The sequence below is a fragment of the Heyndrickxia sp. FSL W8-0496 genome (assembly GCF_038007825.1).
In the GTDB taxonomy this organism is placed as follows: Bacteria; Bacillota; Bacilli; order Bacillales; family Bacillaceae_C; genus Heyndrickxia; species Heyndrickxia oleronia.
This window is the reverse complement of the sequence record NZ_JBBOXX010000001.1, coordinates 3642741-3665126: the sequence shown is the minus strand read 5'-3', so window position 1 is coordinate 3665126 and position 22386 is coordinate 3642741. Positions and strand designations below refer to the sequence as shown.

Sequence of the window (22386 nt, the reverse complement as noted above, 5' to 3'; positions counted from 1 at the left end):
TGCATTTCTGTACTACTTCATTATTTTCCTTACTAACTCTAGCCCCTTTTTTACATTAGGATATCGTAAGGGGATGTCGAATCGTGTCGTTTGCTTCAGTACACTTTTTTCATGGGAAAATTCATCAAAGCTTTTTTTTCCATGGTATGCACCTGTTCCGCTTGCACCGACACCTCCGAACGGAAGATGTGGGGTAGCAATTTGATATACGGTATCATTAATGCAACTACTTCCAAACGAAATTTCCTCAATAATTTTCTTACTAATCCTATTATTTTCAGTAAATAAATATAAAGCAAGTGGTTTAGGTCTCTCTGAAACTTGTTGAATCATTTCGTCAATGTCATGATAGGTGATGATGGGGAGAATGGGTCCAAAGATCTCTTCCTCCATTGTAGGGTCATTCCATTGGATGTTTTCGATCAATGTCGGTTCAATTTTTAGAGAATTCTCTTCCCATTTTCCTCCCATTCGAATCTTTCCTTTTGAGCGATTTACCATTTGAGTTAAACGGTTAAAATGATTGCTATTTACAATTTTTGTGTAATTTGGATTATCTAGTATTTCATTTCCATATAGTTCGGTCATTGCTTTTTTCATTTCCTCGATAAATAAATCTTTGATAGATTCATGTATGAGTAAATAATCAGGTGCTACACATGTTTGTCCGGCATTTAAAAGCTTTCCCCATACAATTCGTTTAGCTGATAATGGAAGCTTAGCATCATGGTGGACGATACAAGGGCTTTTTCCGCCTAGTTCAAGTGTAACAGGGGTTAAATGTTTAGCAGCTGCCTCCATTACCTTTTTTCCTACATGAATACTGCCTGTAAAGAATATATAATCCACATCCTCGTTGAGCAATAATTGGCTCGTATGAGCATCGCCTTCAATAACTGCGATATATTCTTGTGGAAAGTACTTACTTATTAGTTTATTTATTAAACTTGAGGTTGCAGGTGTTAATTCAGAAGGCTTTAAGATCGCACAATTTCCAGCGGCAATTGCTCCAATGAGAGGTGCCAGTGCCAGATTAATAGGATAATTCCAAGGAGCAATGATTAGGGCTACACCATAAGGCTCCTTATAAACATATCCTTTTGAACCAATATGTGTAAAGCTGGATTTTACCCGTGTTGGCTTAGTCCATTTTCGAATATTTTTTAATGTGAATGTTATTTCAGAAAGAACAAAACCAATTTCTGTTGTATAGGATTCAAATTCAGACTTATTTAAATCGGTTTTTAAAGCTTCCATAATTTCCTTCTCATTTTCTATAATCATTGATTTTAGTTTTCTTAATTGCTGAATTCTAAAATCAATATTTTTGGTTTGTCCATCCTTATGAAATTGTTTCTGCATTTGTATAATCGAATGGATTGGATTCATTTCATCACCGACCTCTCTTTCATAAATTAATCTCTTTTTCTATTCTATTCCCTCTACAATATAATAATCAAAGTTGTTTTTGTATAGTTTATTGTTTTGCAAAAGCCCAACTACCTGCTTTTACACGAAATAAGGGTTTCAGTGAACTTCAGCCATAGTTATTTGTTAAAACCTATTTAATACCAACAATGTTTGGGAAAGAGCCTAATCAAAATAAAAAAGAAACAGCTTCCTTGCTGTTTCTTATCAAATCTTTATATTAAAAGGCTGTTGCTTTTTGTATAAGTACGACTCCTAATAAAGGCTACAGATATTCTCATGATATTTGCAGCTAAATAAAGGAGGGATGGACTTCAAATCACAACATGGGTGTGTGAAATGTGCCATTTAAAAACATGCTTGTACAAGGTTACCCTTATTTATTATGCACGGCTAATTTATCCATTAGAGCCGAACTTGGTTGATTTAGGCCAACAATTTTCACGTGTTTATTTTTCTTACGATATTTTAAGACAATTTTATCAATTGCACCGACTGCAGAATCATCCCATATATGAGTGTTTGTTAGATTAATAATGATTGATTCATAGGAATCATTATAATCAAAATTCGTAACAAATTCTGTGACAGAAGCGAAGAATAATTGTAATTGACTTTCAACTCTCATGAAAGTCGTATCCGTTTTTTAACTAAAAGATTATAGCATGATTCATGGATTAATGAAAACTACCTTTATTATTCAATGATCGGTGGAGATAGGTATATAAGTAAAAGCATGACAAACGCCTATTTTCCATTAGGTTGGTACCTTGAATTAAAAGATGAATACATATAAATAAGGATTATTTAAAATATGGGGGAGAAGAAGGATATGAAATATCTCGCAATTGGTGACGGATTATGTGCGGGAAAAGGTACCTCTTTATTTACACCTAGTTTTGTGTACCAACACGCGCGGATGTCTGAGGAAGTACTTTCCGAAAGAATTCCTGTTATGATACGAGCTCATTCAAGTTATCGTTCGAATGACATTCTAGAATTATTAGATGATGAAAAAAATATTCGTGAAATAAAAGAAAGTCAAATTATTGTACTATCAGCCGGACATAATGATTTTTTGGATGCATTTGAACAAGATGAGAATGAAAATGATGAAGATTTCTATCAAGCATACAGGAAAAGCAAAAGTAATTTAGATGATATGATTAATAAAATTTGCAAAGTGAAGAAGGAAGAGAACGATAAATACATGTTAGCGATTATTGGACCACATAATTCATTTGAACATCATGAGCAAGCGGAAAAATGGATAAATAAATATAACAATTATATTCAATGTCGCGCCCATTCACCTTGCATATATTCTGTTAATCTAGATCACCATTTTAAGGATCAAATTGAAAACTGGTGCACTAGAGATCGACATTATCCCAATTATTTAGGGCATGTGGAGATTGCAAAAAAGCTTCATGAATATGGATATGAACATTTAAAGACAGAAGCATAATACGCCAATTATCGATCACTACCTTATAAGGAGGTGAGAAGTCTATGTGGAACGCATGTGGTTGCGGTTACCCAGCAGGTGGGTATGGCTACGGTGGCGGCTATGGGATTGGTCGCGGATTTGCATTAATCGTAGTATTATTCATCCTTCTTATTATTGTTGGCGCAGCTTTTATTTGTTAAATGATGCATAATAATCGAGATGGGAATATGCCCATCTCTTTTTGTTTGAGGCTAAATTTCAAACGAATGCCCTGCATCATTGTCCCACTCCAATTATGAGAAATAACCATAAACTGTTGTGTAAGCATAATTGGAGGTGATCAATGTTATGTCGGCTTCATATTACAATATGTGTCGAAGAGGTGTGGGTAAAGCAGTAGAAATTCGTACGCATGATGGGAGAATCCATAGGGGGATCATTCATCGTGTAGATAATAGAATGGTGTATTTACGTCCACTTCCCCAAAGAAACTATGGTGGATATGGTTATCCGTGGGGATGGGGCTGGGGTGGCTTCGGCTTTGGAGTTGCCTTAGGTGCTATTGCAGGTTTGGCATTTCTTCCATGGTTCTTTTGGTAATCAATCAAAAAAGGCTCCTTACGTTGTAGGGAGTCTTTTCATTTGAAAATTATAAAAAGTAAAATATAATTATTCATTTGATACATTCTTTACCTACTATAATGGGAGAATAATGGTGAACACAGTCCATTCATCATTTGATTGACAAGTCAATGTTCCCCCATGTTTTTCGATGGTATTTTTCGAAACATATAGACCTAAGCCAGTACCAGTTTCTTTTGTTGTAACAAAGGGTTCGAAAATATTATCGACGAGACCTTCTGAAATTCTTGGTCCATTATTGGCTATGTCTAAAATGACTGATTGGGTAGTTTGATCTAATTCAATTTGAATGATAGGATTTTTAATATTCTTGAGAACATCGACAGCATTAAAAATAATATTGATTAGTACCTGTCTAATTGCATCTTTAAAACCATGAATGGTTAATTCATGTAAATAATTTTTTTGAATTTCAACATTTACTTCAAGTATTCTTGGATAAAGGAAGGATAAGACCTCGTCAATTAGTTCGTTTAAGGAAAATGAAGTTTTTTCTAATTCAATGATTTCTTTTTTGGATAGCATTAGGAACTGTGAAATACTAAATTTAAGCTGTTCCAATTCATTTGCAATAATATCTAAATAGGGTAGAGTTGGATGTTCAGAACGCAATAATTGAACAAATCCATGAATAGATGTTAATGGATTACGAAATTCATGGACAAAGCTGGATGTCATTTGTCCTAATAATGTTAAACGTTCGTGATGTGTCGAGGTTATGTATTGGTTTTTTTCTTCGATAATTTGATCTTTAATATTTGTATAATGTGTAACAGCATAAAATAGAAATTTATCAAATACGTGACATATTCGGTCAAGAAAAGGAGGGAAATCACCTATATCTGAAAAATGTTGTAATAAATCCTTACATAATATCGTTTTTCCAATATTGATTTTATATACAAATTCCCCCATGCCAATTTGTTCGATCATACGATCTCTTGCAATTTTTTTGGCAAATGGCTCGATTAGGAGGTTCATTTCTTCATAAGTTAAGATGATTGACTTATATAGAAGATCATACATTACGTCTCCATATAGAAATATAAAATCATTAATGGAATCTTTTCCAGTGATAATGGTTTGTTTTTCCCAAGACATTAGGAAAGGGGCTTTATTTTCCTCCAAAAATGATACAATATCATTTCTAAGCGGTATCATTGTCTCACCTCGATTTCATATAGGAATGAAGCTTGTTGTAAAATGATCCTTCACTTAAAATATATCAAAATATTTCAAAAATACCAAGATAATTTATTTCTTTTATTTCCATTTCATTGGGATTCCTTTTTGCGTGTAGGTAACTTTTTTTTGTCCTATTGTTTGATACAAATCTTACATGGCAATCAAAGGGAGCCTTTGATAATATATACATGGACGAAATTGAATAAATGAGTATAATTATTTAAAACATGCATAAAAGGTGTCTAGCACCAAAACAATGAAAGCAGGGAGTTTAATGGAAAGGTTACAGCGTTTACGTCAGGCTGTACGAAGATTTTGGAAGAAAACTCATATGAATCAAATCATCATATTAGCAGGGGCCGTTTTTCTATTAGCATTTCTGGGCTTCTTCTGGTATTTTGCTGCAACAGCAAATGTTGAATCGTTGAAAAAGGGCTTGGCACAATCAACGGTCATTTACGATAAAGATGGAGATATGGCTAGTAAAATATCTGCTAACCGAACAGAGGGTGTATCAATTGATAAAATGCCCGATCATTTAAAGAACGCGATTGTTGCAATTGAAGATCATCGATTTTATCAGCATAATGGTTTCGATGTGAAAGGAATGAGCAGTGCTTTCTTTAAAAATATTGTAGCTGGTAGGATTACAGCGGGTGGAAGTACGATTACGCAGCAGCTGACCAAAAATGCTTTACTTTCTCCAGAGAGAACATACAAACGTAAGGTGGAAGAATTGTTTTTAGCTGTTGAAATTGAGAAAAAGTATACGAAAGATGAAATATTAGAAATGTATTTAAACCAAGTATTTTTTGGACATAGTGCTTGGGGAGTGCAAAATGCATCAAGAACTTATTTCGGTAAGGATGTTGAAAATATTGATTTAAGTGAAGCTGCGACACTTGCTGGAATAGTAAATGCTCCGTCCGCTCTTGATCCGTACAACCATATGGATCGAGCAATTAAAAGACGAAACACTGTTTTAGGAGCTATGAAAAAGTATGGCATGATTTCTGATAAAGAATATGAGAACGCTAAGAAAGAGCAGCTAGTCTTGGAGGATCGAGGTCGCGATCCAATCAAAGGCAAATATCCTTATTATGTCGATGCTGTGCTTGATGAAGCCATTAAAACCTTTGGATTAACACAGGATGAAATCATGACAAGAGGATATCGTATATACACAGAAATGGATCAGAATATCCAATCTTCTCTAGAAAAAATATATGATAATGATCGGAATTTCCCTCAAGGAATGGGTGGCGAGCTTGTTCAAAGTGGTTCAATATTAATGGACCCAAAAACAGGGGGAATACGTGGTTTAGTTGGAGGAAGAGGGGAAAAAGTATTCCGTGGATTTAATCGTGCAACACACTTAAAACGATCCCCTGGTTCGACAATAAAACCATTGGTAGTTTATACTCCAGCATTGGAAGAAGGGTATAAACCTGATTCACTATTAAAAGATGAGAAAATGACATTTGGTAAGAATTATTCACCAGATAATTATAACGGGCAATATCAAGGTGAAGTCACAATGTATAAAGCAATAGAGGACTCGATAAATATTCCTGCTGTTTGGCTATTGAATGAGATTGGTATTGATAAAGGGATAGATGCAGTAGAAAGATTTGGTATTCCCTTACAGAAAAATGATCGTAATTTAAGCATTGCACTAGGTGGACTTTCAACCGGTGTGTCGCCGCAACAGATGGCGGAGGCTTATTCTGCATTTGCAAATGATGGAAAAAGGCTAGATAGTCATATTATCACTAAGATTGTTGGCCCAACTGGTAAAACGATTGTCGAAAGAAAGCAAAAAGAAACGAAAGTAACGAGTAAAAAAGTTGCCAAGGATATGACTTCAATGCTTTTAAATGTGGTCGAATCCGGAACGGGAAAAGGTGTGAAGGTTTCGGGCTATCAAATTGCTGGTAAGACGGGCTCTACCCAATTGAATAACCAAAATAGAAATGGTACAGCCGATCAATGGTTTGTTGGATATACACCTAATCTTGTAGGTGCAGTTTGGATGGGATATGATCGTACAGATGAAAATCATTACTTATCCGGATTAAGTTCACAAGGGGTGGTTCCTGTATTCCAAACGATTATGCAAGGAACGTTAAAGTACACGGAGCCAACAAAATTTGATGTGGACTCAATAAATACTCAAATTCAAAAGCAATATGAAAAAGACCATCCATTTAAAACGAAAGCAAAAGAATTTAATAAAAAACTAAAAGATAGTACTGAAAAGTTAAGAGATAAAGCGGAAAAAGGCCAAAAAAAGATGAAGGATAAATTTAAAGAAGGAAAGGAAAACTGGAAGGACCTTGAAGAGAGGGTGAAAGAGAAAATTAGGGGTATACAAGGGGATTAATTTTTAAACTGGATAATGATAAGGGACTGAACTCACGAAAAATACTTATCTTAAGTTAGTGTAACTAGGATATTGTATTGGGAGGTCAGTCCCTTTTCTATTTAGACTACTCCATTTGCTATCCTCCCATAGGTAAAGGAAAAATCAGACTTGGGACCGATAAAAAAACCAACATGAGATCCTGCCGAGAGCAAATATACACCTATATAATAAAGAAAATTAATCGAAAACGAGGGAAAAAAATGAAGAAAATAATTGAGATTTTTAAAAATCCTGTTTTTGTTAAATTATTCTTTGCTAATTTTACTTCACAAATGGGGAGTATTATCGGGATTACTGCATTTACTTTTTATCTTCTAGATCGATTTTCTGAGCAGCCTGCGTATGCATCCATTGCAGAAATGATGTATTCCTTGCCTACTTTAGCCGTGTTTTTTCTTGTTGGTGTGTTAGCAGATAGAATGGATAGGCAAAAAATTGCTTATCATTGCGATACAATCAGTGCATCTTTGTCAATCGTTCTCCTCGGTGCCATCTATATTGGATGGATGCCACTTATATTTGCAATATTATTCCTAAGAAGTGCAGTATCGAAATTTTTCTTTCCAGCCGAAAGTGGAATATTACAGGGAGTGCTTTCCAAGGATGATTATGCTACATCCGCAGGGTTAAATCAGATGGTATCAAGTTTATTTATGTTATTCGGAGGGGCACTAGGAATTCTTGCTTATCGGTTCACTGGAGTTTATGGTGCTATTATCATCGATTCTCTTTCATTTGTCGTTAGTGGACTATTAATGCGAGCTTGTAAGATACCTGAAGAGGTACGCCTTCCAAATGGAAATCATAAATGGAAGGATTTAAATATTGGCTTTGTATTCAATGATTTCAAAGTGGGAGCAGGATACATTCTTAAAAATAAATTATTGCGTTCGTTAATTGTCGGTTTTTTCTTATTTGGTGTAGTGAATGGCGGCTTTTCCGTCATGCCGATATTTATTTTAAAATATAAACTTGCCCCACAAAGTTATGAAGAATTTTCAGTCATTCTCGGAGTAATTTTTGGAAGTGGTGTATTAATTGGAAGTGTGCTTTCTTCAATAATTATCCAAAAGATAAAGTTTTATCAGGCAATGATCACTGGATTATTAGTAACGGGATCATTTGTTGTACTATCAGGTTATGCTAGTAATTTAACGATATTCTTTGTCTTAATTTTTATTTCAGCATTAACCCTACCATTAGTCAATATTGCTATTGGTGGCTGGATGCCAAGTATTGTTGACAAAAAATATATGGGACGTGTCCAAGGATGGATTAGTCCGTTAATGATGCTTTCCCAAACAATCACATTAGGATTCATCAGTGCCTCCTTCCAGAAAGTTCTATCTATTGAGGCGCTGTATTGTATAGTTGGAGGGGCATTAATTATTGTTGCCATCTATTACATGATGGTATTACCGAAGCTTTCTAAACATAAAGTTGAGGGAGTAAATCAAACATCCGTTGCTCATTAAATCATCCACTATTAATAGAAGTACGTAAGCGATTCATTTAGAATCGCTTTTTTAAATTATGAGTTTGCAGCTCTTTTCGCAGTGAAAGGAAAGATGTAGCGGTTTTTAACTGATAGTTGTTAGTTAAAACTTTCCTTAATTAGTAACCATGCTTAAGAAAAGAGGCTATTAAGAAAGACCATTAGACTGAGAAATCACATAAAAATTTTATGATGATGAAATTTTTATAAGGATATGGGTATATAAGTAAAGAGGAAAGAAAAACAGATAGGAGTGAATACATATGGAATATCGGATAGAAAAAGATACATTAGGGGAAATGAAGGTACCTGCTGATAAATATTGGGGAGCACAGACACAAAGAAGTAAGGAAAATTTTAAAATTGGTACTGAGAGAATGCCATTACAAGTGATTAGAGCGTTTGCTCAATTGAAAAAGGCTGCAGCCACTGTAAACCATGAATTGGGAAAACTAACGGGTACTAAGAAAAAAGGAATCATTGATGCATGTGATGAAGTCATAAATGGAGTATTTGATGATCATTTTCCACTTGTTGTTTGGCAAACCGGGAGTGGTACCCAATCAAACATGAATATTAATGAGGTTTTAGCAAGAAGGGCAAATGAATTATTAACGACAGATGAGACGATTCACCCTAATGACGATATCAATATGTCTCAAAGCTCAAATGATACATTTCCAACTGCCATGCATATTGCTGCCTATCAGGAAATTCAAAACTTGTTAATTCCGGCAATTAAACAATTAAAAGAAACGTTCGGCCAAAAGGAACAAGATTTTATGGAGATCATTAAAATTGGCCGAACACATTTACAGGATGCCACACCATTAACATTAGGACAAGAAATAAGTGGTTGGAGAGCAATGCTTGAAAAAAGTGAATACATGATAAAAGAAAGTAGTAAGCACTTATTAAATTTAGCGATCGGTGGAACAGCTGTCGGAACAGGGATTAATGCGGACCCTAGCTTTGGGGATAAAGTCGCAAAAGAATTACATGCTCAAACTGGATTTGAGTTCAAATCTTCCGATAATAAATTCCACGCTTTAACTAGTCATGATGAAATCGTCTATGTCCATGGTGCTTTAAAAGCCCTTGCTGCAGATTTAATGAAAATTGCCAATGATGTCAGGTGGCTGGCTAGTGGTCCAAGAAGTGGGATTGGGGAAATTAGAATACCTGCAAATGAACCTGGTAGTTCAATTATGCCTGGAAAGGTAAATCCAACCCAAAGTGAAGCTTTAACGATGGTTGCTGCTCAGGTATTTGGTAATGATACGACAATTGGATTTGCAGCAAGTCAGGGTAATTTTGAACTAAATGTTTTTAAACCTGTCATTATTTACAATTTTCTTCAATCCGTTCGACTATTAGCAGATGGCATGGTTTCATTTAATCATAATTGCGCGAAAGGGATCGAACCAAATCAAGAAGTCATTACCAAGAATGTTCATCAGTCATTAATGCTTGTCACCGCATTAAATCCACATATCGGTTATGAAAAGGCAGCTGAAATTGCAAAGCTTGCTTTTAAGGAAGGTTCGACCTTAAAGGAAGCGGCCATTAAAACGGGGTATGTAACAGAAAAACAATACGATGAATGGATCGATCCCCGGAAAATGGTGAATGTATAATTAGTTAGAAAGTAAGAAATAGGTAGTTCCTTATATCTGAAAAATACGAAAGGAGACACTACAGAGTGTCTCCTTTCTAGCCATTATATTCAGTTGAAATGTAAATACTATTATTGTTGAGAGAAGCCTCCGCCAAGTTGTTGTTCAGCCATTTGAACTAAGCGTTTTGTAATTTCTCCTCCTACAGATCCATTAGCGCGAGAAGTTGTGTCTGCACCAAGATTTACACCAAATTCTTGTGCAATTTCATACTTCATTTGATCAATTGCTTGTTGCGCTCCAGGAGCTACTAATTGATTAGAATTATTGTTGTTTGCCATGATTCTGTCATCTCCTCGTTGAATTTTTTTTGGTTGGGTTAGCTGGACTTGCACCAGCACACAATCAACATTGAACTGCTAACTGTGAACCATCTAGTGGAGTAACCCATTGATATTAAAGGTGTTTCTTGCTCTGTACTAAGTATTATGTTTTTTTTTTTATAAAATATACAAGTTTAATTTCAGGAATTTTTTCCCTTACTCATATTTTTGATGATCCATAAAGATCAGTAAGGATTGTAGAATTTTATTCTGATTTTTACTAATGAAAGCAAAGCAGCTATAGCATTTTAAAGTTTGTTTTTCAGAACGTTAGTATGTTAGGTCATCATGTTCGAGAAAAGAATCCTTTTAAAACAGCAAAAAAAGAATAGGGTACATATTTTTATGGGAAACATAATCGAAGACAGTTTCGCATAGGGATGTGATTGGATTGAAATGGTGTGCCTTATGTAATGGTATGGGTGAAGCAATACTAGCTTGTCCAAATTGTAATAATAGCATGTTTGATCAAGGAAGAATTTATGATTTTTATGATGACTATAGTCCTTATATGGATATTGATGTAATTAAGCTTGCTGATGGAGATCCGGTAAGCTCACAGAAAGATGAATGTGTTCATTTATTTAAATGCCCTAATTGTGAATTTGATGTTCAGAAGAAAATTACGATTACTTAAAATGAGCAATAAAAAAAGCAATCGATCGATTGCTTTTTTTTGGTAAGTTTTTAGTTGATCTCGCTTGATCCATCTCCAAAGCCTTGGTTGGTTTATCCTATTAGCTCTGTATAAGTTGGAGTTTAAGCAAGGTGCTTATTCATTAAATTTAAATTATCCGATTCTTTCTTCAGATTCTGGATTAAAGAAATGTCCTTTATTCATATCAAAGGCAAGCTCAAGTTCATCCCCCGGTCGGATATCAGAGCGAGAGTCTACTCTGGAAATAAATTCTTGATCACCAAGCTTGGAGTAAAGCATCGTCTCTGCTCCTGTTAGCTCAGAAACATCTATTTTAGTTGAAAATTTTGTGTCGGATGAAGCATCAATAAATAATGGTTCATCATGAATATCCTCAGGGCGAATACCAAAGATGATATCTTTATTGATAAAACCGTTTTCTCTTAATACTTTCATTTTTCCTTCTGGAACAGCAAATTTTAATTGGTCATTAATAACGAAGTGACTATCAGTTAATTTACCTTTGAAAAAGTTCATGGCAGGGGATCCGATAAAACCTGCTACGAAGACATTACGTGGATGATCATATACTTCTTTAGGTGTACCAACTTGTTGGATCACTCCATCCTTCATCACAACGATGCGTGTTGCCATTGTCATTGCTTCTGTCTGGTCATGTGTGACATAGATGGTTGTTGGTTGTAAACGTTGATGAAGTTTGGCAATTTCAGCACGCATTTGAACACGTAATTTTGCATCTAAATTCGATAGTGGTTCATCCATTAAGAACACTTTAGGATCACGAACAATTGCACGACCTAATGCAACACGTTGTCTTTGTCCACCAGATAAAGCCTTTGGTTTACGCTTTAAGTAGTCTTCAAGTCCTAAGATTTTTGCTGCATCTTTCACACGCTTGTCAATCTCAGCTTTAGGAACTTTTCTTAATTTAAGACCAAAAGCCATATTATCATATACGGTCATATGGGGATATAGTGCGTAGTTTTGGAAAACCATGGCGATGTCACGATCTTTAGGAGGAACATCATTCACTCGCTTACCATCAATGTAGAAATCACCTTTAGAAATTTCCTCAAGTCCAGCAATCATACGTAAAGTAGTTGATTTTCCACAACCGGAAGGGCCAACAAATACAATGAATTCCTTATCTTGAATATGAAGATTAAAGTCTGTTACTGCAGTCACCTTATTATCATAAATTTTGTAAACATGATCCAATACAATTTCTGCCATTGGTTATGCCTCCTTTAAATTCTCTTATTATTCATAATAAAGAAAGCCCTTTCAGACGACTATGGACATCCTGCACAAAAATAAATTCAAATTATTAGGCAAACTGCAAATTAATCAAAATATTCAAAGTCTAAACAAGCTAAATATACAATAACGGAGGTTGCAAATGATTTTAAGTCAAATCCCGTTTTTTCGGTAAATTTATCGATTCGATATTGCAGACTATTTCGGTGTAAAAAGAGCTGCTTTGCTGTTAAACTAGCATTTGTTTGATTTTCTAAATAAAGCTTAATTAGTCTTCTTAGTTCAGGATCATCCTGAAAAATGTCATAGATAGTTGAGAAACCTATCCTTCTAGTTTGACTAGGTATATTTTTTAAAAGATATAATGGAAAGACTTTTTCAAGAGTAAACACTCGATCTTTTCCCATTTCTTTTTTAGCAAAAGAATATAAAATTTGTTCAAATTGAAATAAAGATTTTAGTTCATTTGTGAGTGCTTTAAATTGACCAATAAAAAAATGGATCTTAAAATAAAAATCACTTTCCAAAGCATGAATAGACGTATAAAGTTCATCAAGTGTAAGTAAATAATTATGTTTTTTTTCAATAATGGCCCCATTATTTTGAGAGGTAAAGATAATAGTGATTTCATGGGGAAATAAGGCTTTGATCGCTTCCATCCAGTCTTCAGATTCAAAATCAGCTTTGTACTGTGTAATTGAAAATTGGATAATCCGATATTCAGAATTTGGTTCGTTAACGGGGTAGTCATTCCCTGTACCATATAAATATTCAAACCATTTTTTAGATGATTCATTCGTATTCAATTTCTGTATTTCATGATATTTAGGGAAAAGTGTTTTTAATAATTCCTTTTCAGCCTCCGATAATTCGGATAGTGGGATTCCGATATATTGGTTATCAATCTCTACATAAAACCAAATCAGTTTAGAATTGTTTGATGGTTTAGATGATATATGAGCATTGGGATATCGTTCAAAGAGTTTATTGATCATCATCACTTTGTCCTTCTTTTTCATTTGATATATTTATTTTATTAGAATCAAAAGATTCTTTCAAAGAAAAAGAAGGTGATCAATAGTGATCACCTTCTTTTTATTCTATTTCTTTTGGAGGATCTTCCGGGAAAAAGTCAACGGCTTCTTCAATATTTGTTGAGTCTTCACGCATATGGACAGAGCCTCCTGACATTCCTTCATTCACCATACGATCAACATCTAAATAAACTTGGTCTTTTCCTTCATAATGTGTATCTGGTAAAAATTCTGATTCCTTCTTTCTAGCCATGTGATCTCCTCCTAAAAATAAAAATGAAAAAATCATCATTATTTTTAGTTTGAGCAGGCATGTGGTGGAAACATACATTCAATATAATGGTAATGATTAACGGTTATCATAGACATGATAAAGCATTAACTCGTGGATTTGTCCTTTAATTTTTTCTTCAACACCTTCATCGAAAGTATATCGCTGTTGCCATTCAATTCGACCATCTGGATGGTAGATTCCCTCCATTTTTTCTTTATTAAAATAGAACGAAATATTCCAGCCAGGCAATTGTTCGTGCTTATATAGTGATTGAAATTGAAAATGCTGAATCATAGAAATTCCCCCGAAATTATAATGTTTTCTTTATTATAGCTTAATTAAATTGAGGGTTCAGGGGCAAATATAGATTTTTCATAAAAGAGATGAACTAATGCCTGTATTCTAGCTTCTTCAATTTCGGTTTCATCAAAACTCATAGGTTTTGCATTTACCTCAAAAATCCATAGCTTTCCGCTGTCATCACGCCCAAGATCAATAGTGAATTCCAGGAAATCTCCAAATTCATTTGAAAGTGACTTTCCACATTCTTGAAGTATCCAATGAAAAACTTTTTCAAGTGATGCTTTACGAACCTGTTTATAAGGGATAATCGATCCACCTTTTGAAACATGGGTCGTAATTTGATTGATATCAGCTGTTCTTATTCCTACTCCAGTTAATTGATACTCTTTATTCGAATAATGGGAAAGTATTCGATAATCATATTTCTTATTTTCAATTTTGGCACTTTCGATATCTCTTTGTGCAATAAATGGATATTTTTGTAATGTGCTTTCCACATGGTTCCATAGATCTTGAAAAGAAGCAAACTGCTTTTTGGTTTCAGCCTTCTGATAAAAAAAGCTTCCATTTCCCTCTTTCTTCACTAAAAATATCCCATTTCCTTGTGAACGAATGGTTGGTTTTATATATGCTTTAGGATGCAGTGTTAAAAAATTTTGAAATTCCTCCTGCCCTTTTATTAAGCTAGTTTCGGGGAGTAAAGGTCGGAGATATGCATTTTTTTTAAACAATTGATACATGGAGAACTTATCGATAAAGGAAGGATTGAAAAAGAAACACTTTTGATTCATTGCCTCTAGTTTATGCTTTAAAAATTGCTCAGTCTTTTCTTCCGATCTAAGTGATATTCGATTATAGATGATATTAGGAAATGGAAATGTCGCTTGAACCCATTTCTTTTCCTCTATCACATAAAATGATCCATTGATGAAATTTTCCGCAATATCATCTAAAGTATAAACAAAAGAAAGTCCTCCAGATAATTGTAGCTTTTTTTGTAAACTAACATATAAATCTTTATTTCCTGCAACATGGCCATTTTTAGTCTTACTGGTTAATACACCTATTAATGGGCCAACTCGTTGATTGGTTTTCAGTAATTTAAATTTGTACGTGAATTCATTTTTTTCGTTAGAAAGAGGGAGGAGCTCATCCTGTGCTCCCCAGAAAAATGGTGACTGTTCTTCATCATGGACAAAAGCATTTCTTTTTTTGTCAAAAAAAATATTCATATGAAAAGGTCCTCATGTATATGTTTTTTCGTTAAGAAAATGGCATAGCTAAGCGTGAGCTTTCTTGTCAAAACATCAGAATCCTTTAGACCAGGATGTGAAAATATGGACCGACCAGGCTTGGAATTCGCTTCAAAAAGCCATACATTTCCATTGTTATCAATACCGAAATCAAAGCCAATCTCACCAATAATTCCATCTAAATGCTTCTCAATTGCCACTGCTAAATCCATTGCTGCATGTTCTAATTTAGTTTTGTATTTTTTTTGATCTTCCTCTTTTGGGAAAATTTCTGTAAGTGTTTTTACTTCGCCGCCTGTCTTTACATGGGTGGTTGGACTTCCACTTCCCGCAATTTTTGCAGCAATTGCGCTAATTTTCCAGGAACCATTCTCATCCTTATTGGCATGAACGCGAAAATCAACTGGACGTCGATGATCGCGAATTAATTGAATCCCTTGTTGCACGAGCATCCTATCCAAGTTTTTGTTTGCAAATACATGATTAATTAGTGATTCTAAGGAAGTGAATTTTAATAAATGATTAACGGTATCATGGTATCTGCAATAGTAATGATTGGTTTTTCGATCATAAATAACCTGATGAACACCAAGCCCTAAGCTTCCATTAATAGGTTTAATATACACCTGCCCATATTTTGAGAGCATTCGTTCAACTTGATGGAAGGATGTAAATGGACTCGTTTCAGGTAAATACAAGAGTGCTTTCCGATCATTAAATAATCGTTCATATACATCTAATTTATTGAAAAATCCCGGATTATACCAAGGGATAAAAAAGTCCTTTTCAAGTCTTTCCTTTACTTTTTGTGTTGTCTTCAACTTTTCACTTCGTCTGTTTGGAAGACGATCATAGATGACGTTAGGGAATGGAACGGTCAATTGAATCCATTTCCCATTATGATAAAAATGTCCTTCAATCGATTGATTCTCCCAATTAATATGCTGCTCACCAAAGAGAAATGGAACGACACCAACAGATGAATGAAGAGATAAAAGCTTTGAAAATAAGTTTGAGCGTCCCCCAATCGGTTTAACAGAAAAATTAGTAAAGCCCGATGTAAATATACCTACTAAAGGACCAAATATGAGGGAGGAATCTGATTGAAATATAGTTATTGAAGTGAGAAAAGTTGGGATCGTTAGTTGTTTGGCTAATCCAGTACTGATTGATAATGTATTCCGTCCATTAGGTTGTTTTTTGCCGATAATTTCAGCCTTTTTTGAACCGAAAACAACTGCATTTGGTTCTATTGAAATGTTATTAGGATAATAATAAACCAGTTCTTTCTCTTCAAAAAATTCGATTTTATAGCGTTTAGGCATCTAAGGCACCTCGCTTAAATTTAATGGGTTCTTTTAAGCAGTATTCGAAATAAGGATTTTAATTAGATATGGCATGATTGATTTGTGAGTGTAAAAAAGAACAATAGGCAAGAGGAGCTGAGTAAAGTGTATCTAAAGTATTTGGCTCCGTTAATTGGATGATTTTTCTACCAGGCTTTGAATTCATATCTAATATCCAAAGTGATTGATCATTGGCGATAATAATATCTATCCCTAATTCAAAAAGAGGATGAAATTTTTCTTCTAGTTTAGTTGGCAAATGCTTCAATATATCATTAAGCTCCTGTTCGATGTATGAATGATTAAGCTTTGAATTCATCTCTTTCCATTTATGAAAGGGGATTATATTGGCTCCTGCACTTAAATTTGTTAGGATCCCATTCTTTTCTCCACAACGAATGGCTCTTCCTATCTCTTTCCATTTTCCTTCTTCATCCTTTTGGATTAGTATTCTAAGATCAAATGGCTCTTTCATTTTATTGAGATTATTGATTCGTGGTTGCATGATAAAAATCTGCTTCGTCAATAAAGTTTCTAACCATGTGTCAAAGCTATCATTACTTTCAAATAGCTTTTCTATGACTCTATTTTTCTTTGTAGTACGTACATTAATGGATTTACCGATTTTTTTAAACGAATAAACAGCAAAACCATGAGCGCCGTTAATAGGTTTTAAGATAATTTCTTTGTGCATGTTTAATTCAGCTAACACTTGTTCAGCATTTGCAACTTTTTTTGTTAACGGTAAATAGGGAGAAATAGTGGGCTCTTTTTTTAATTCCTCATACAATCTCCACTTATTTGGTAGGCCATATCCTAAAAAGTTTATATTAGGTTGTGATTTTAACCAGGATACAACTGCTTGTGCTTCAGTCGATTTACGGTCCTCACCATAAAAACACCGATCATATAAATACTTAGGAATGGGGAAATTCTTTTCATTCCATTTATTTTCCAAAGAATCAAATTGATAGCCTTTAATCATTAATGTTGAAGGATCAATAGATAGTGGCGAAAATAAGTATAAGACGATGTTATAATTCTGAGCTTTTTTTGCCATTTCATTAAAATAAAGATGACTTTCAGATGGTGTCATCGTTAAAATTCCTAGATTGGTCATTCAAGTGACTCCTTTCTATCCATAATGCCTTGCAGTATTGAAATATCGCCTTTGTTGATGGGCGAAATCGTGGATTACTGTCATCCCTTAGCTTGGATGGTTTGGAATTTACTTCGATAAGCCAAGGCTTTCCATCCATATCTACACCTATATCGACACCAAGTTCTCCTATTAAACCGTTTGCCTCATTGCTAAGTGTGTTTACAGATTCAAGGGCTAGCTCTCTCATTAAATGAAAGATTTGTTCTGTTTTTTTGGGATTAAAGATAGATAACAATATACTTTCAGGACGACTGATGAATCCACCTTGAGCAATATTTGATACAAAATGGTTTTCGGCAGATAACCGGGCAACCGTAGAGGTAACTGTCCATTGATGCTGGGAATTTTTATGACAGAGAATACGGAAGTCAATTTTTTGATTATTTATTTTGATAAAAGGGATGGTTTGTTGGATAATAAAATCTCTTTTTCCAATCCATTTTTTTAATAATTCACTAGCATCTTTTAGTGTTGAAAACGAATGCTGTAATTGATCAGAAAAGGATGTTTGTTCAATATAAAACTGGCCATCTTTAATAAAAAAGTGAATAATAAAACGACCTTGGCTTCCCATATTAGGCTTTATATAGACATCTGAGTGTGTGGATATCCATTTAAATAACATTGCTTCAGAAAAAATAACGGTATCTGGAAGGAAGGTTTGAAGATTTTTTTTCTTTTTTAAAATGTCGAATACGTGCTTTTTGGAAAGAAAGCTATCATTGAATAAAAGAATATGATTATCCTTCCATAATTGTTTTAGATTTTGAAAACCTAGCTTGTTTTCGATCAATCTGTTATGAATTCTATTATAGATAATATTACATTTAGGCACTTCTCCCTCTACCCATTGCTCGCCATCAAAATGAAATCCACTTTGGGGAAATCGGGTTAAATTTGAAACATAAACCAAGCCTCCGTTTTGTTGGCTATATTCATGTAATTCTTGACAAAATGATCGAATTGTTGGAAATAGATTTTCCAAATTTGGTTTCTTTTTAATTTCAGTAATGATTGCGATAACTGGTCCTAATAGTAAAATTTGTTCATGACTTGTTGCTTGAAGTTTTAGAGGAAGAAATGGAATCTTTGCCTTTTGAAAACATGCTTGATTGAAAAGAATCGTTTCTTTACTGTTCATGAGGTTTGATTTTTTTCGGTTTGCTATTATGGTTTCATTTCCAAGTTGGATTGTAATTTTATCCTTAAGAGGTATATTTAAGTTTACTAGTAATTCATCTGAAATTTCAATGATTGGATGTTCGTCAGTTAAAGATAGTAATGGATGAATCATTACTTGATACATCATAAACAGACCCCGTTTACAAATGATTATCAATCATACAATTAGACTTTGAGGTTATCATATGAGAGAAATGCCCAGATGGTTCATATTACATTTTTATATGTATCAAATTCGCATTGATTGCCATACTTTGGTATAGTGCAACTATAGTTTCTTTTTTTATGAATTCCAAGGAGGTATATTAATAATGGCAACAAATCTTTATGATTATGCATATGAATTAGAAAAGGCATTACGAAATGGTGCGGAATATAAACATTTAAAAGCAATGTATGAAGCTGTATTACAAGATGCTTTTGCTAAAAATTTATTTGATGGATTTAGGGAAATTCAGATGAGTTTACAAGAAAAACAAATGACAGGCCAAGATATTTCTGAAGAAGAGGTACAAAAAGCGCAAACTGTAGCTGCCCAAGTACAACAAAGTCCAAAAATTGTTCAGCTGATGGAAGCTGAGCAACGAATGAGCATGGCAATCAATGAATTAAATAAAATTATTATGAAACCTTTAGATGAACTATATGGTTCAATGCAGCGCTAATGTAGTTAAATAAAAAGATAAACACTCACACGTGACAAGAAAGGAATTGGGGTAATCCCAATTCTTTTTTTATTTACCGCCGATATAGGGTAACCAAAGCGAGTGAAAGAATCCTGAAAAGGAGGAAAACGCTGATCCAGGGTAACCAAAGAGAGCGAAAGAAACCCAAAAAGGAGGAAAACGCTGATCCAGGGTAACCAAAGCGAGTGAAAGAAACCCGAAAAAGAGGAAAGTGCCGATTTGGGTAACCAAAGCGAGTGAATGAATCCCGAAAAGGAGGAAAACGCTGATCCGGGGTAACCAAAGCGAGTGAAAGAAACCCGAAAAGGAGGAAAGTGCCGATTTGGGTAACCAAAGCGAGTGAAAGAAACCCGAAAAGGAGGAAAACGCTGATCCAGAGTAACTAAAGCGAGCGAAAGAATCCCGAAAAGGAGGAAAGTGGTGATCCAGAGTAACAAAAGCGAGCGAAAGAAACCCCAAAAGTAGCAAACCGCCGATCTAGGGTAACAAAAGCGAACGAAAGAAACCCCAAAAGTAGCAAACCACCGATCCAGGGTAACCAAATGGGACAAATGAAACCCCAAAAGGAGGGAACTGCAGATCCAGGGTAACCTAAAAAGCAAATAAATCCCCAAAAGTACGAAACTGCCGATCCAAGGTGACCAAAGAGAACAAATAAAATTCCCAAAAAGGGAAACAGGTTCTTTTCATAGTAATAAAAAAGGCCCTCATATCCATTTATTTACCTGAAAGCTATTATAAGAACTGAAGAGATTATTAGGTGTAATAGCTGATAGTAGGGTCTGTACAAAAGCAAATATATGTTACTAAAAAAATAAAGGAAGAGATAAAATTCAATTCTATTCCTATATTTACGGCGCATCCCTTTTCTTTAAGCTTTTGTTCTATCTGATTTGTCCCATTCATAAAACTATAGAAAGGATAAAATGCATATTGAATCATTCTGGTTAGTCATCCGCTAAAGGGGGAACATCTATGATTTACAAAATGCTTGCTTTAAATATTGATGGTACCTTGTTGCAAGACAACGGTCGTTTAAATAAAGCAACAAAGGAAGCAATCGAATTAGCTATTGGAAAAGGGATCAAGGTAACCTTAGTAACTTCAAGAAACTTTTCGTCTGCTACTAGAATAGCTCGGGAATTGCATCTTGATACATGCCTTGTCACGCATCAAGGTTCGTTTGTAGCACGAGATAGGGATAAACCGATTTTGGTGAAGAGAATTAATGAAAATGTTACTCATGATTTAGTGCGTTTTTTAGAGGCTTTTAATTGTCAAATAAAATTAGTGCATGAACGATACACGATTGCAAATAAACAAAGAACCCCATCTAATCTTATGGGTAAATTTGTTATTCAACCAGTCAATCGTTTTTCTTATTCTGAAACATTTGTTGATTCCTTATTAGATAAACTTATTGAAACACCGGTCTCACCACCTAAAATAGAAGTACGTTTTATGAATGACATCGATATGATTGACGCCAAAAAAGCTATTCAAGAAATGTTTCATGAGGTGGATTGTATTGAAAATGATGAACACATATTAGAAATTGTCCCTAATGGAACTTCAAAACTGAAGGGAGTTTTGTACCTTTGCGATCGCCTCAATATTCAAAGAGATGAAGTCGTGATGATCGGATCAGGTAAAGATGACCTTCCACTTATTGAGTGGTCAGGTCTTGGGGTTGCGATGGGAAATGCATCTCCTCAATTAAAACGGGCCGCTGATTGGATAACTCGTTCGAATAATGAGAATGGAGTATCCTATATGGTTAAAGAACATTTTCGCAAGCAGCAACCGATCGACTTTTTGAAAAAAATGAATGTAATAAAATAGTAAGAGAAGGTACTTGCAAGGTTTCTGCTCCATTCTCAATGAAATGAAGGGGTTGGCGGTTTTTAACCCTAAATTTATTATTAAAACTTTATTTTTAAATAGTAACGATGATTGAGTTTTCATCCGATACTGGCAGTTAAACATTTTGATATGCTTCATCAGTTAAAGGTAAATTTTCTTCATTAACGGTGCGATTCAATAGGAGAATCGTGCCTTTTTCGATATATTGACCAGAATAAGGAGTCCCCTCTATAACCTAATATTAAATGTATTATGAGTAAGAAGGAAGGTTCATTACTTTTTCAAATTTGCTTCTCCTTTTCAAGGATGTCCTTTACTACATCTCCTATTGATACACTTCCTAGTGCTTTTTCTAAAGCTGTTTGAGCTAATGTAAATAACGGCCCAATTGTGCTTTGAATATTTCGTCCGACAGGACAATCAGGATTTGGATTTTCATGAATACTAAACAATTCATCCTCTTTCACAACATTAACGGCTTGGTACACATCAAGCAAAGTTATAGTTGATAAGTCTCTCGCTAAAGAAGCACCAGCAATACCAGGTTGTACTTTAACTAAGCCCGCCTTTTTTAACATTCCCATAATTTTTCTTATTACAGCTGGATTCGTATTTACACTTCCAGCCAAAAATTCTGAAGTACTGACTCCATCTTTATTTATTTCAATTAAAGCCAGAATATGAATTCCTACGGAAAACCGACTACTAATAGACAAGTTTTTTCACCTTCCTTTAAAGCTCTAT

The 22386-nt window shown here is 34.5% G+C and carries 22 protein-coding genes; 9 read left to right on the top strand and 13 right to left on the bottom strand.

Going from position 1 to position 22386, the window contains the following annotated elements; genetic code table 11:
• Positions 1–12 precede the first annotated feature (12 nt).
• Positions 13–1389: an aldehyde dehydrogenase gene (locus tag NST63_RS18530; protein ID WP_341043360.1), complete on the bottom strand. Its 1377-nt coding sequence runs from the start codon at positions 1387–1389 to the stop codon at positions 13–15.
• 415 nt (positions 1390–1804) lie between these two features.
• On the bottom strand, positions 1805–2056 hold the full coding sequence (locus tag NST63_RS18525) for an STAS domain-containing protein (RefSeq protein ID WP_341043357.1): 252 nt from the start codon (positions 2054–2056) through the stop codon (positions 1805–1807).
• Between the two features lie 204 nt (positions 2057–2260).
• Here NST63_RS18525 and NST63_RS18520 point away from each other — a divergent pair, with 204 nt between their 5' ends.
• The 3 genes from NST63_RS18520 to NST63_RS18510 all read left to right on the top strand — a co-directional run bounded on the left by NST63_RS18520 (position 2261) and on the right by NST63_RS18510 (position 3478).
• Positions 2261–2896, top strand: a complete 636-nt coding sequence (locus tag NST63_RS18520) for an SGNH/GDSL hydrolase family protein (protein WP_341043355.1) — start codon at positions 2261–2263, stop codon at positions 2894–2896.
• Between the two features lie 44 nt (positions 2897–2940).
• The gene (locus tag NST63_RS27810; protein ID WP_071977262.1) at positions 2941–3078 is read left to right on the top strand and encodes a YjcZ family sporulation protein; all 138 of its coding nucleotides are present in this window, start codon (positions 2941–2943) and stop codon (positions 3076–3078) included.
• A gap of 148 nt (positions 3079–3226) precedes the next feature.
• Complete coding sequence (locus NST63_RS18510; protein WP_212942525.1) at positions 3227–3478, top strand: hypothetical protein; 252 nt, start codon at positions 3227–3229, stop codon at positions 3476–3478.
• 96 nt (positions 3479–3574) lie between these two features.
• Here the strand turns inward: NST63_RS18510 and NST63_RS18505 are convergent, their stop codons facing one another.
• Positions 3575–4681, bottom strand: a complete 1107-nt coding sequence (locus NST63_RS18505; protein ID WP_212942524.1) for a histidine kinase N-terminal domain-containing protein — start codon at positions 4679–4681, stop codon at positions 3575–3577.
• A gap of 298 nt (positions 4682–4979) precedes the next feature.
• Between NST63_RS18505 and NST63_RS18500 the strand changes: the two genes are divergently transcribed.
• From NST63_RS18500 to fumC, 3 genes are all read left to right on the top strand, one after another.
• Positions 4980–7088, top strand: coding sequence for a PBP1A family penicillin-binding protein (locus NST63_RS18500; protein ID WP_341043352.1), 2109 nt, complete (start codon positions 4980–4982; stop codon positions 7086–7088).
• 242 nt (positions 7089–7330) lie between these two features.
• Complete coding sequence (locus tag NST63_RS18495; RefSeq protein ID WP_212942522.1) at positions 7331–8605, top strand: MFS transporter; 1275 nt, start codon at positions 7331–7333, stop codon at positions 8603–8605.
• Between the two features lie 283 nt (positions 8606–8888).
• A complete protein-coding gene (gene fumC / locus NST63_RS18490) occupies positions 8889–10262 on the top strand; it encodes a class II fumarate hydratase (RefSeq protein ID WP_341043350.1) in 1374 nt (457 codons plus the stop codon).
• A 110-nt stretch (positions 10263–10372) separates the two neighbouring features.
• Here the strand turns inward: fumC and NST63_RS18485 are convergent, their stop codons facing one another.
• Positions 10373–10582, bottom strand: a complete 210-nt coding sequence (locus NST63_RS18485; RefSeq protein WP_058006840.1) for an alpha/beta-type small acid-soluble spore protein — start codon at positions 10580–10582, stop codon at positions 10373–10375.
• Between the two features lie 433 nt (positions 10583–11015).
• Between NST63_RS18485 and NST63_RS18480 the strand changes: the two genes are divergently transcribed.
• Positions 11016–11261, top strand: coding sequence for a hypothetical protein (locus tag NST63_RS18480; protein ID WP_341043347.1), 246 nt, complete (start codon positions 11016–11018; stop codon positions 11259–11261).
• 153 nt (positions 11262–11414) lie between these two features.
• Here the strand turns inward: NST63_RS18480 and NST63_RS18475 are convergent, their stop codons facing one another.
• The 8 genes from NST63_RS18475 to NST63_RS18440 all read right to left on the bottom strand — a co-directional run bounded on the left by NST63_RS18475 (position 11415) and on the right by NST63_RS18440 (position 19220).
• Complete coding sequence (locus NST63_RS18475; RefSeq protein ID WP_071976797.1) at positions 11415–12515, bottom strand: ABC transporter ATP-binding protein; 1101 nt, start codon at positions 12513–12515, stop codon at positions 11415–11417.
• 110 nt (positions 12516–12625) lie between these two features.
• A complete protein-coding gene (locus tag NST63_RS18470) occupies positions 12626–13537 on the bottom strand; it encodes a PucR family transcriptional regulator (RefSeq protein WP_341043344.1) in 912 nt (303 codons plus the stop codon).
• A gap of 97 nt (positions 13538–13634) precedes the next feature.
• Entirely contained in the window at positions 13635–13826 is a 192-nt protein-coding gene (locus NST63_RS18465; protein ID WP_071976799.1) for a hypothetical protein, read from the bottom strand.
• A gap of 96 nt (positions 13827–13922) precedes the next feature.
• Positions 13923–14141: a DUF5342 family protein gene (locus tag NST63_RS18460; protein WP_071976800.1), complete on the bottom strand. Its 219-nt coding sequence runs from the start codon at positions 14139–14141 to the stop codon at positions 13923–13925.
• 44 nt (positions 14142–14185) lie between these two features.
• Positions 14186–15382 (bottom strand): YheC/YheD family endospore coat-associated protein, encoded by a 1197-nt coding sequence (locus NST63_RS18455; RefSeq protein ID WP_341043342.1) that lies wholly within the window; start codon positions 15380–15382, stop codon positions 14186–14188.
• Positions 15379–16728: a YheC/YheD family endospore coat-associated protein gene (locus tag NST63_RS18450; protein WP_071976802.1), complete on the bottom strand. Its 1350-nt coding sequence runs from the start codon at positions 16726–16728 to the stop codon at positions 15379–15381. The genes NST63_RS18455 and NST63_RS18450 overlap by 4 nt, the downstream gene beginning before the upstream one ends.
• A 58-nt stretch (positions 16729–16786) precedes the next feature.
• On the bottom strand, positions 16787–17869 hold the full coding sequence (locus NST63_RS18445) for a YheC/YheD family endospore coat-associated protein (RefSeq protein ID WP_071976803.1): 1083 nt from the start codon (positions 17867–17869) through the stop codon (positions 16787–16789).
• Complete coding sequence (locus NST63_RS18440; RefSeq protein WP_341043338.1) at positions 17832–19220, bottom strand: YheC/YheD family endospore coat-associated protein; 1389 nt, start codon at positions 19218–19220, stop codon at positions 17832–17834. The genes NST63_RS18445 and NST63_RS18440 overlap by 38 nt, the downstream gene beginning before the upstream one ends.
• Before the next feature lie 184 nt (positions 19221–19404).
• Between NST63_RS18440 and NST63_RS18435 the strand changes: the two genes are divergently transcribed.
• The gene (locus NST63_RS18435; RefSeq protein WP_071976805.1) at positions 19405–19758 is read left to right on the top strand and encodes a YlbF family regulator; all 354 of its coding nucleotides are present in this window, start codon (positions 19405–19407) and stop codon (positions 19756–19758) included.
• 996 nt (positions 19759–20754) lie between these two features.
• Complete coding sequence (locus tag NST63_RS18430) at positions 20755–21621, top strand: Cof-type HAD-IIB family hydrolase (protein WP_058004725.1); 867 nt, start codon at positions 20755–20757, stop codon at positions 21619–21621.
• Between the two features lie 302 nt (positions 21622–21923).
• On the opposite strand, the gene NST63_RS18425 is transcribed toward NST63_RS18430, so the two are convergent.
• Entirely contained in the window at positions 21924–22358 is a 435-nt protein-coding gene (locus NST63_RS18425; protein WP_071976806.1) for an Rrf2 family transcriptional regulator, read from the bottom strand.
• Positions 22359–22386 lie beyond the last annotated feature (28 nt).

Excerpts from the sequence above, each read along its gene's own strand:
- NST63_RS18475 (WP_071976797.1), bottom strand. The coding sequence starts at position 12,515 with ATGGCAGAAATTGTATTGGATCATGTTTACAAAATTTATGATAATAAG.
- NST63_RS18530 (WP_341043360.1), bottom strand. The coding sequence starts at position 1,389 with ATGAATCCAATCCATTCGATTATACAAATGCAGAAACAATTTCATAAG.
- NST63_RS18510 (WP_212942525.1), top strand. The coding sequence starts at position 3,227 with ATGTCGGCTTCATATTACAATATGTGTCGAAGAGGTGTGGGTAAAGCA.
- NST63_RS18440 (WP_341043338.1), bottom strand. The coding sequence starts at position 19,220 with ATGATGTATCAAGTAATGATTCATCCATTACTATCTTTAACTGACGAA.
- NST63_RS18460 (WP_071976800.1), bottom strand. The coding sequence starts at position 14,141 with ATGATTCAGCATTTTCAATTTCAATCACTATATAAGCACGAACAATTG.
- NST63_RS18450 (WP_071976802.1), bottom strand. The coding sequence starts at position 16,728 with ATGCCTAAACGCTATAAAATCGAATTTTTTGAAGAGAAAGAACTGGTT.
- NST63_RS18495 (WP_212942522.1), top strand. The coding sequence starts at position 7,331 with ATGAAGAAAATAATTGAGATTTTTAAAAATCCTGTTTTTGTTAAATTA.
- NST63_RS18505 (WP_212942524.1), bottom strand. The coding sequence starts at position 4,681 with ATGATACCGCTTAGAAATGATATTGTATCATTTTTGGAGGAAAATAAA.
- NST63_RS18525 (WP_341043357.1), bottom strand. The coding sequence starts at position 2,056 with ATGAGAGTTGAAAGTCAATTACAATTATTCTTCGCTTCTGTCACAGAA.
- NST63_RS18470 (WP_341043344.1), bottom strand. The coding sequence starts at position 13,537 with ATGATGATCAATAAACTCTTTGAACGATATCCCAATGCTCATATATCA.
- NST63_RS18445 (WP_071976803.1), bottom strand. The coding sequence starts at position 17,869 with ATGACCAATCTAGGAATTTTAACGATGACACCATCTGAAAGTCATCTT.
- NST63_RS18500 (WP_341043352.1), top strand. The coding sequence starts at position 4,980 with ATGGAAAGGTTACAGCGTTTACGTCAGGCTGTACGAAGATTTTGGAAG.
- NST63_RS18485 (WP_058006840.1), bottom strand. The coding sequence starts at position 10,582 with ATGGCAAACAACAATAATTCTAATCAATTAGTAGCTCCTGGAGCGCAA.
- NST63_RS18455 (WP_341043342.1), bottom strand. The coding sequence starts at position 15,382 with ATGAATATTTTTTTTGACAAAAAAAGAAATGCTTTTGTCCATGATGAA.
- NST63_RS18465 (WP_071976799.1), bottom strand. The coding sequence starts at position 13,826 with ATGGCTAGAAAGAAGGAATCAGAATTTTTACCAGATACACATTATGAA.
- NST63_RS27810 (WP_071977262.1), top strand. The coding sequence starts at position 2,941 with ATGTGGAACGCATGTGGTTGCGGTTACCCAGCAGGTGGGTATGGCTAC.
- NST63_RS18520 (WP_341043355.1), top strand. The coding sequence starts at position 2,261 with ATGAAATATCTCGCAATTGGTGACGGATTATGTGCGGGAAAAGGTACC.
- fumC (WP_341043350.1), top strand. The coding sequence starts at position 8,889 with ATGGAATATCGGATAGAAAAAGATACATTAGGGGAAATGAAGGTACCT.
- NST63_RS18430 (WP_058004725.1), top strand. The coding sequence starts at position 20,755 with ATGATTTACAAAATGCTTGCTTTAAATATTGATGGTACCTTGTTGCAA.
- NST63_RS18435 (WP_071976805.1), top strand. The coding sequence starts at position 19,405 with ATGGCAACAAATCTTTATGATTATGCATATGAATTAGAAAAGGCATTA.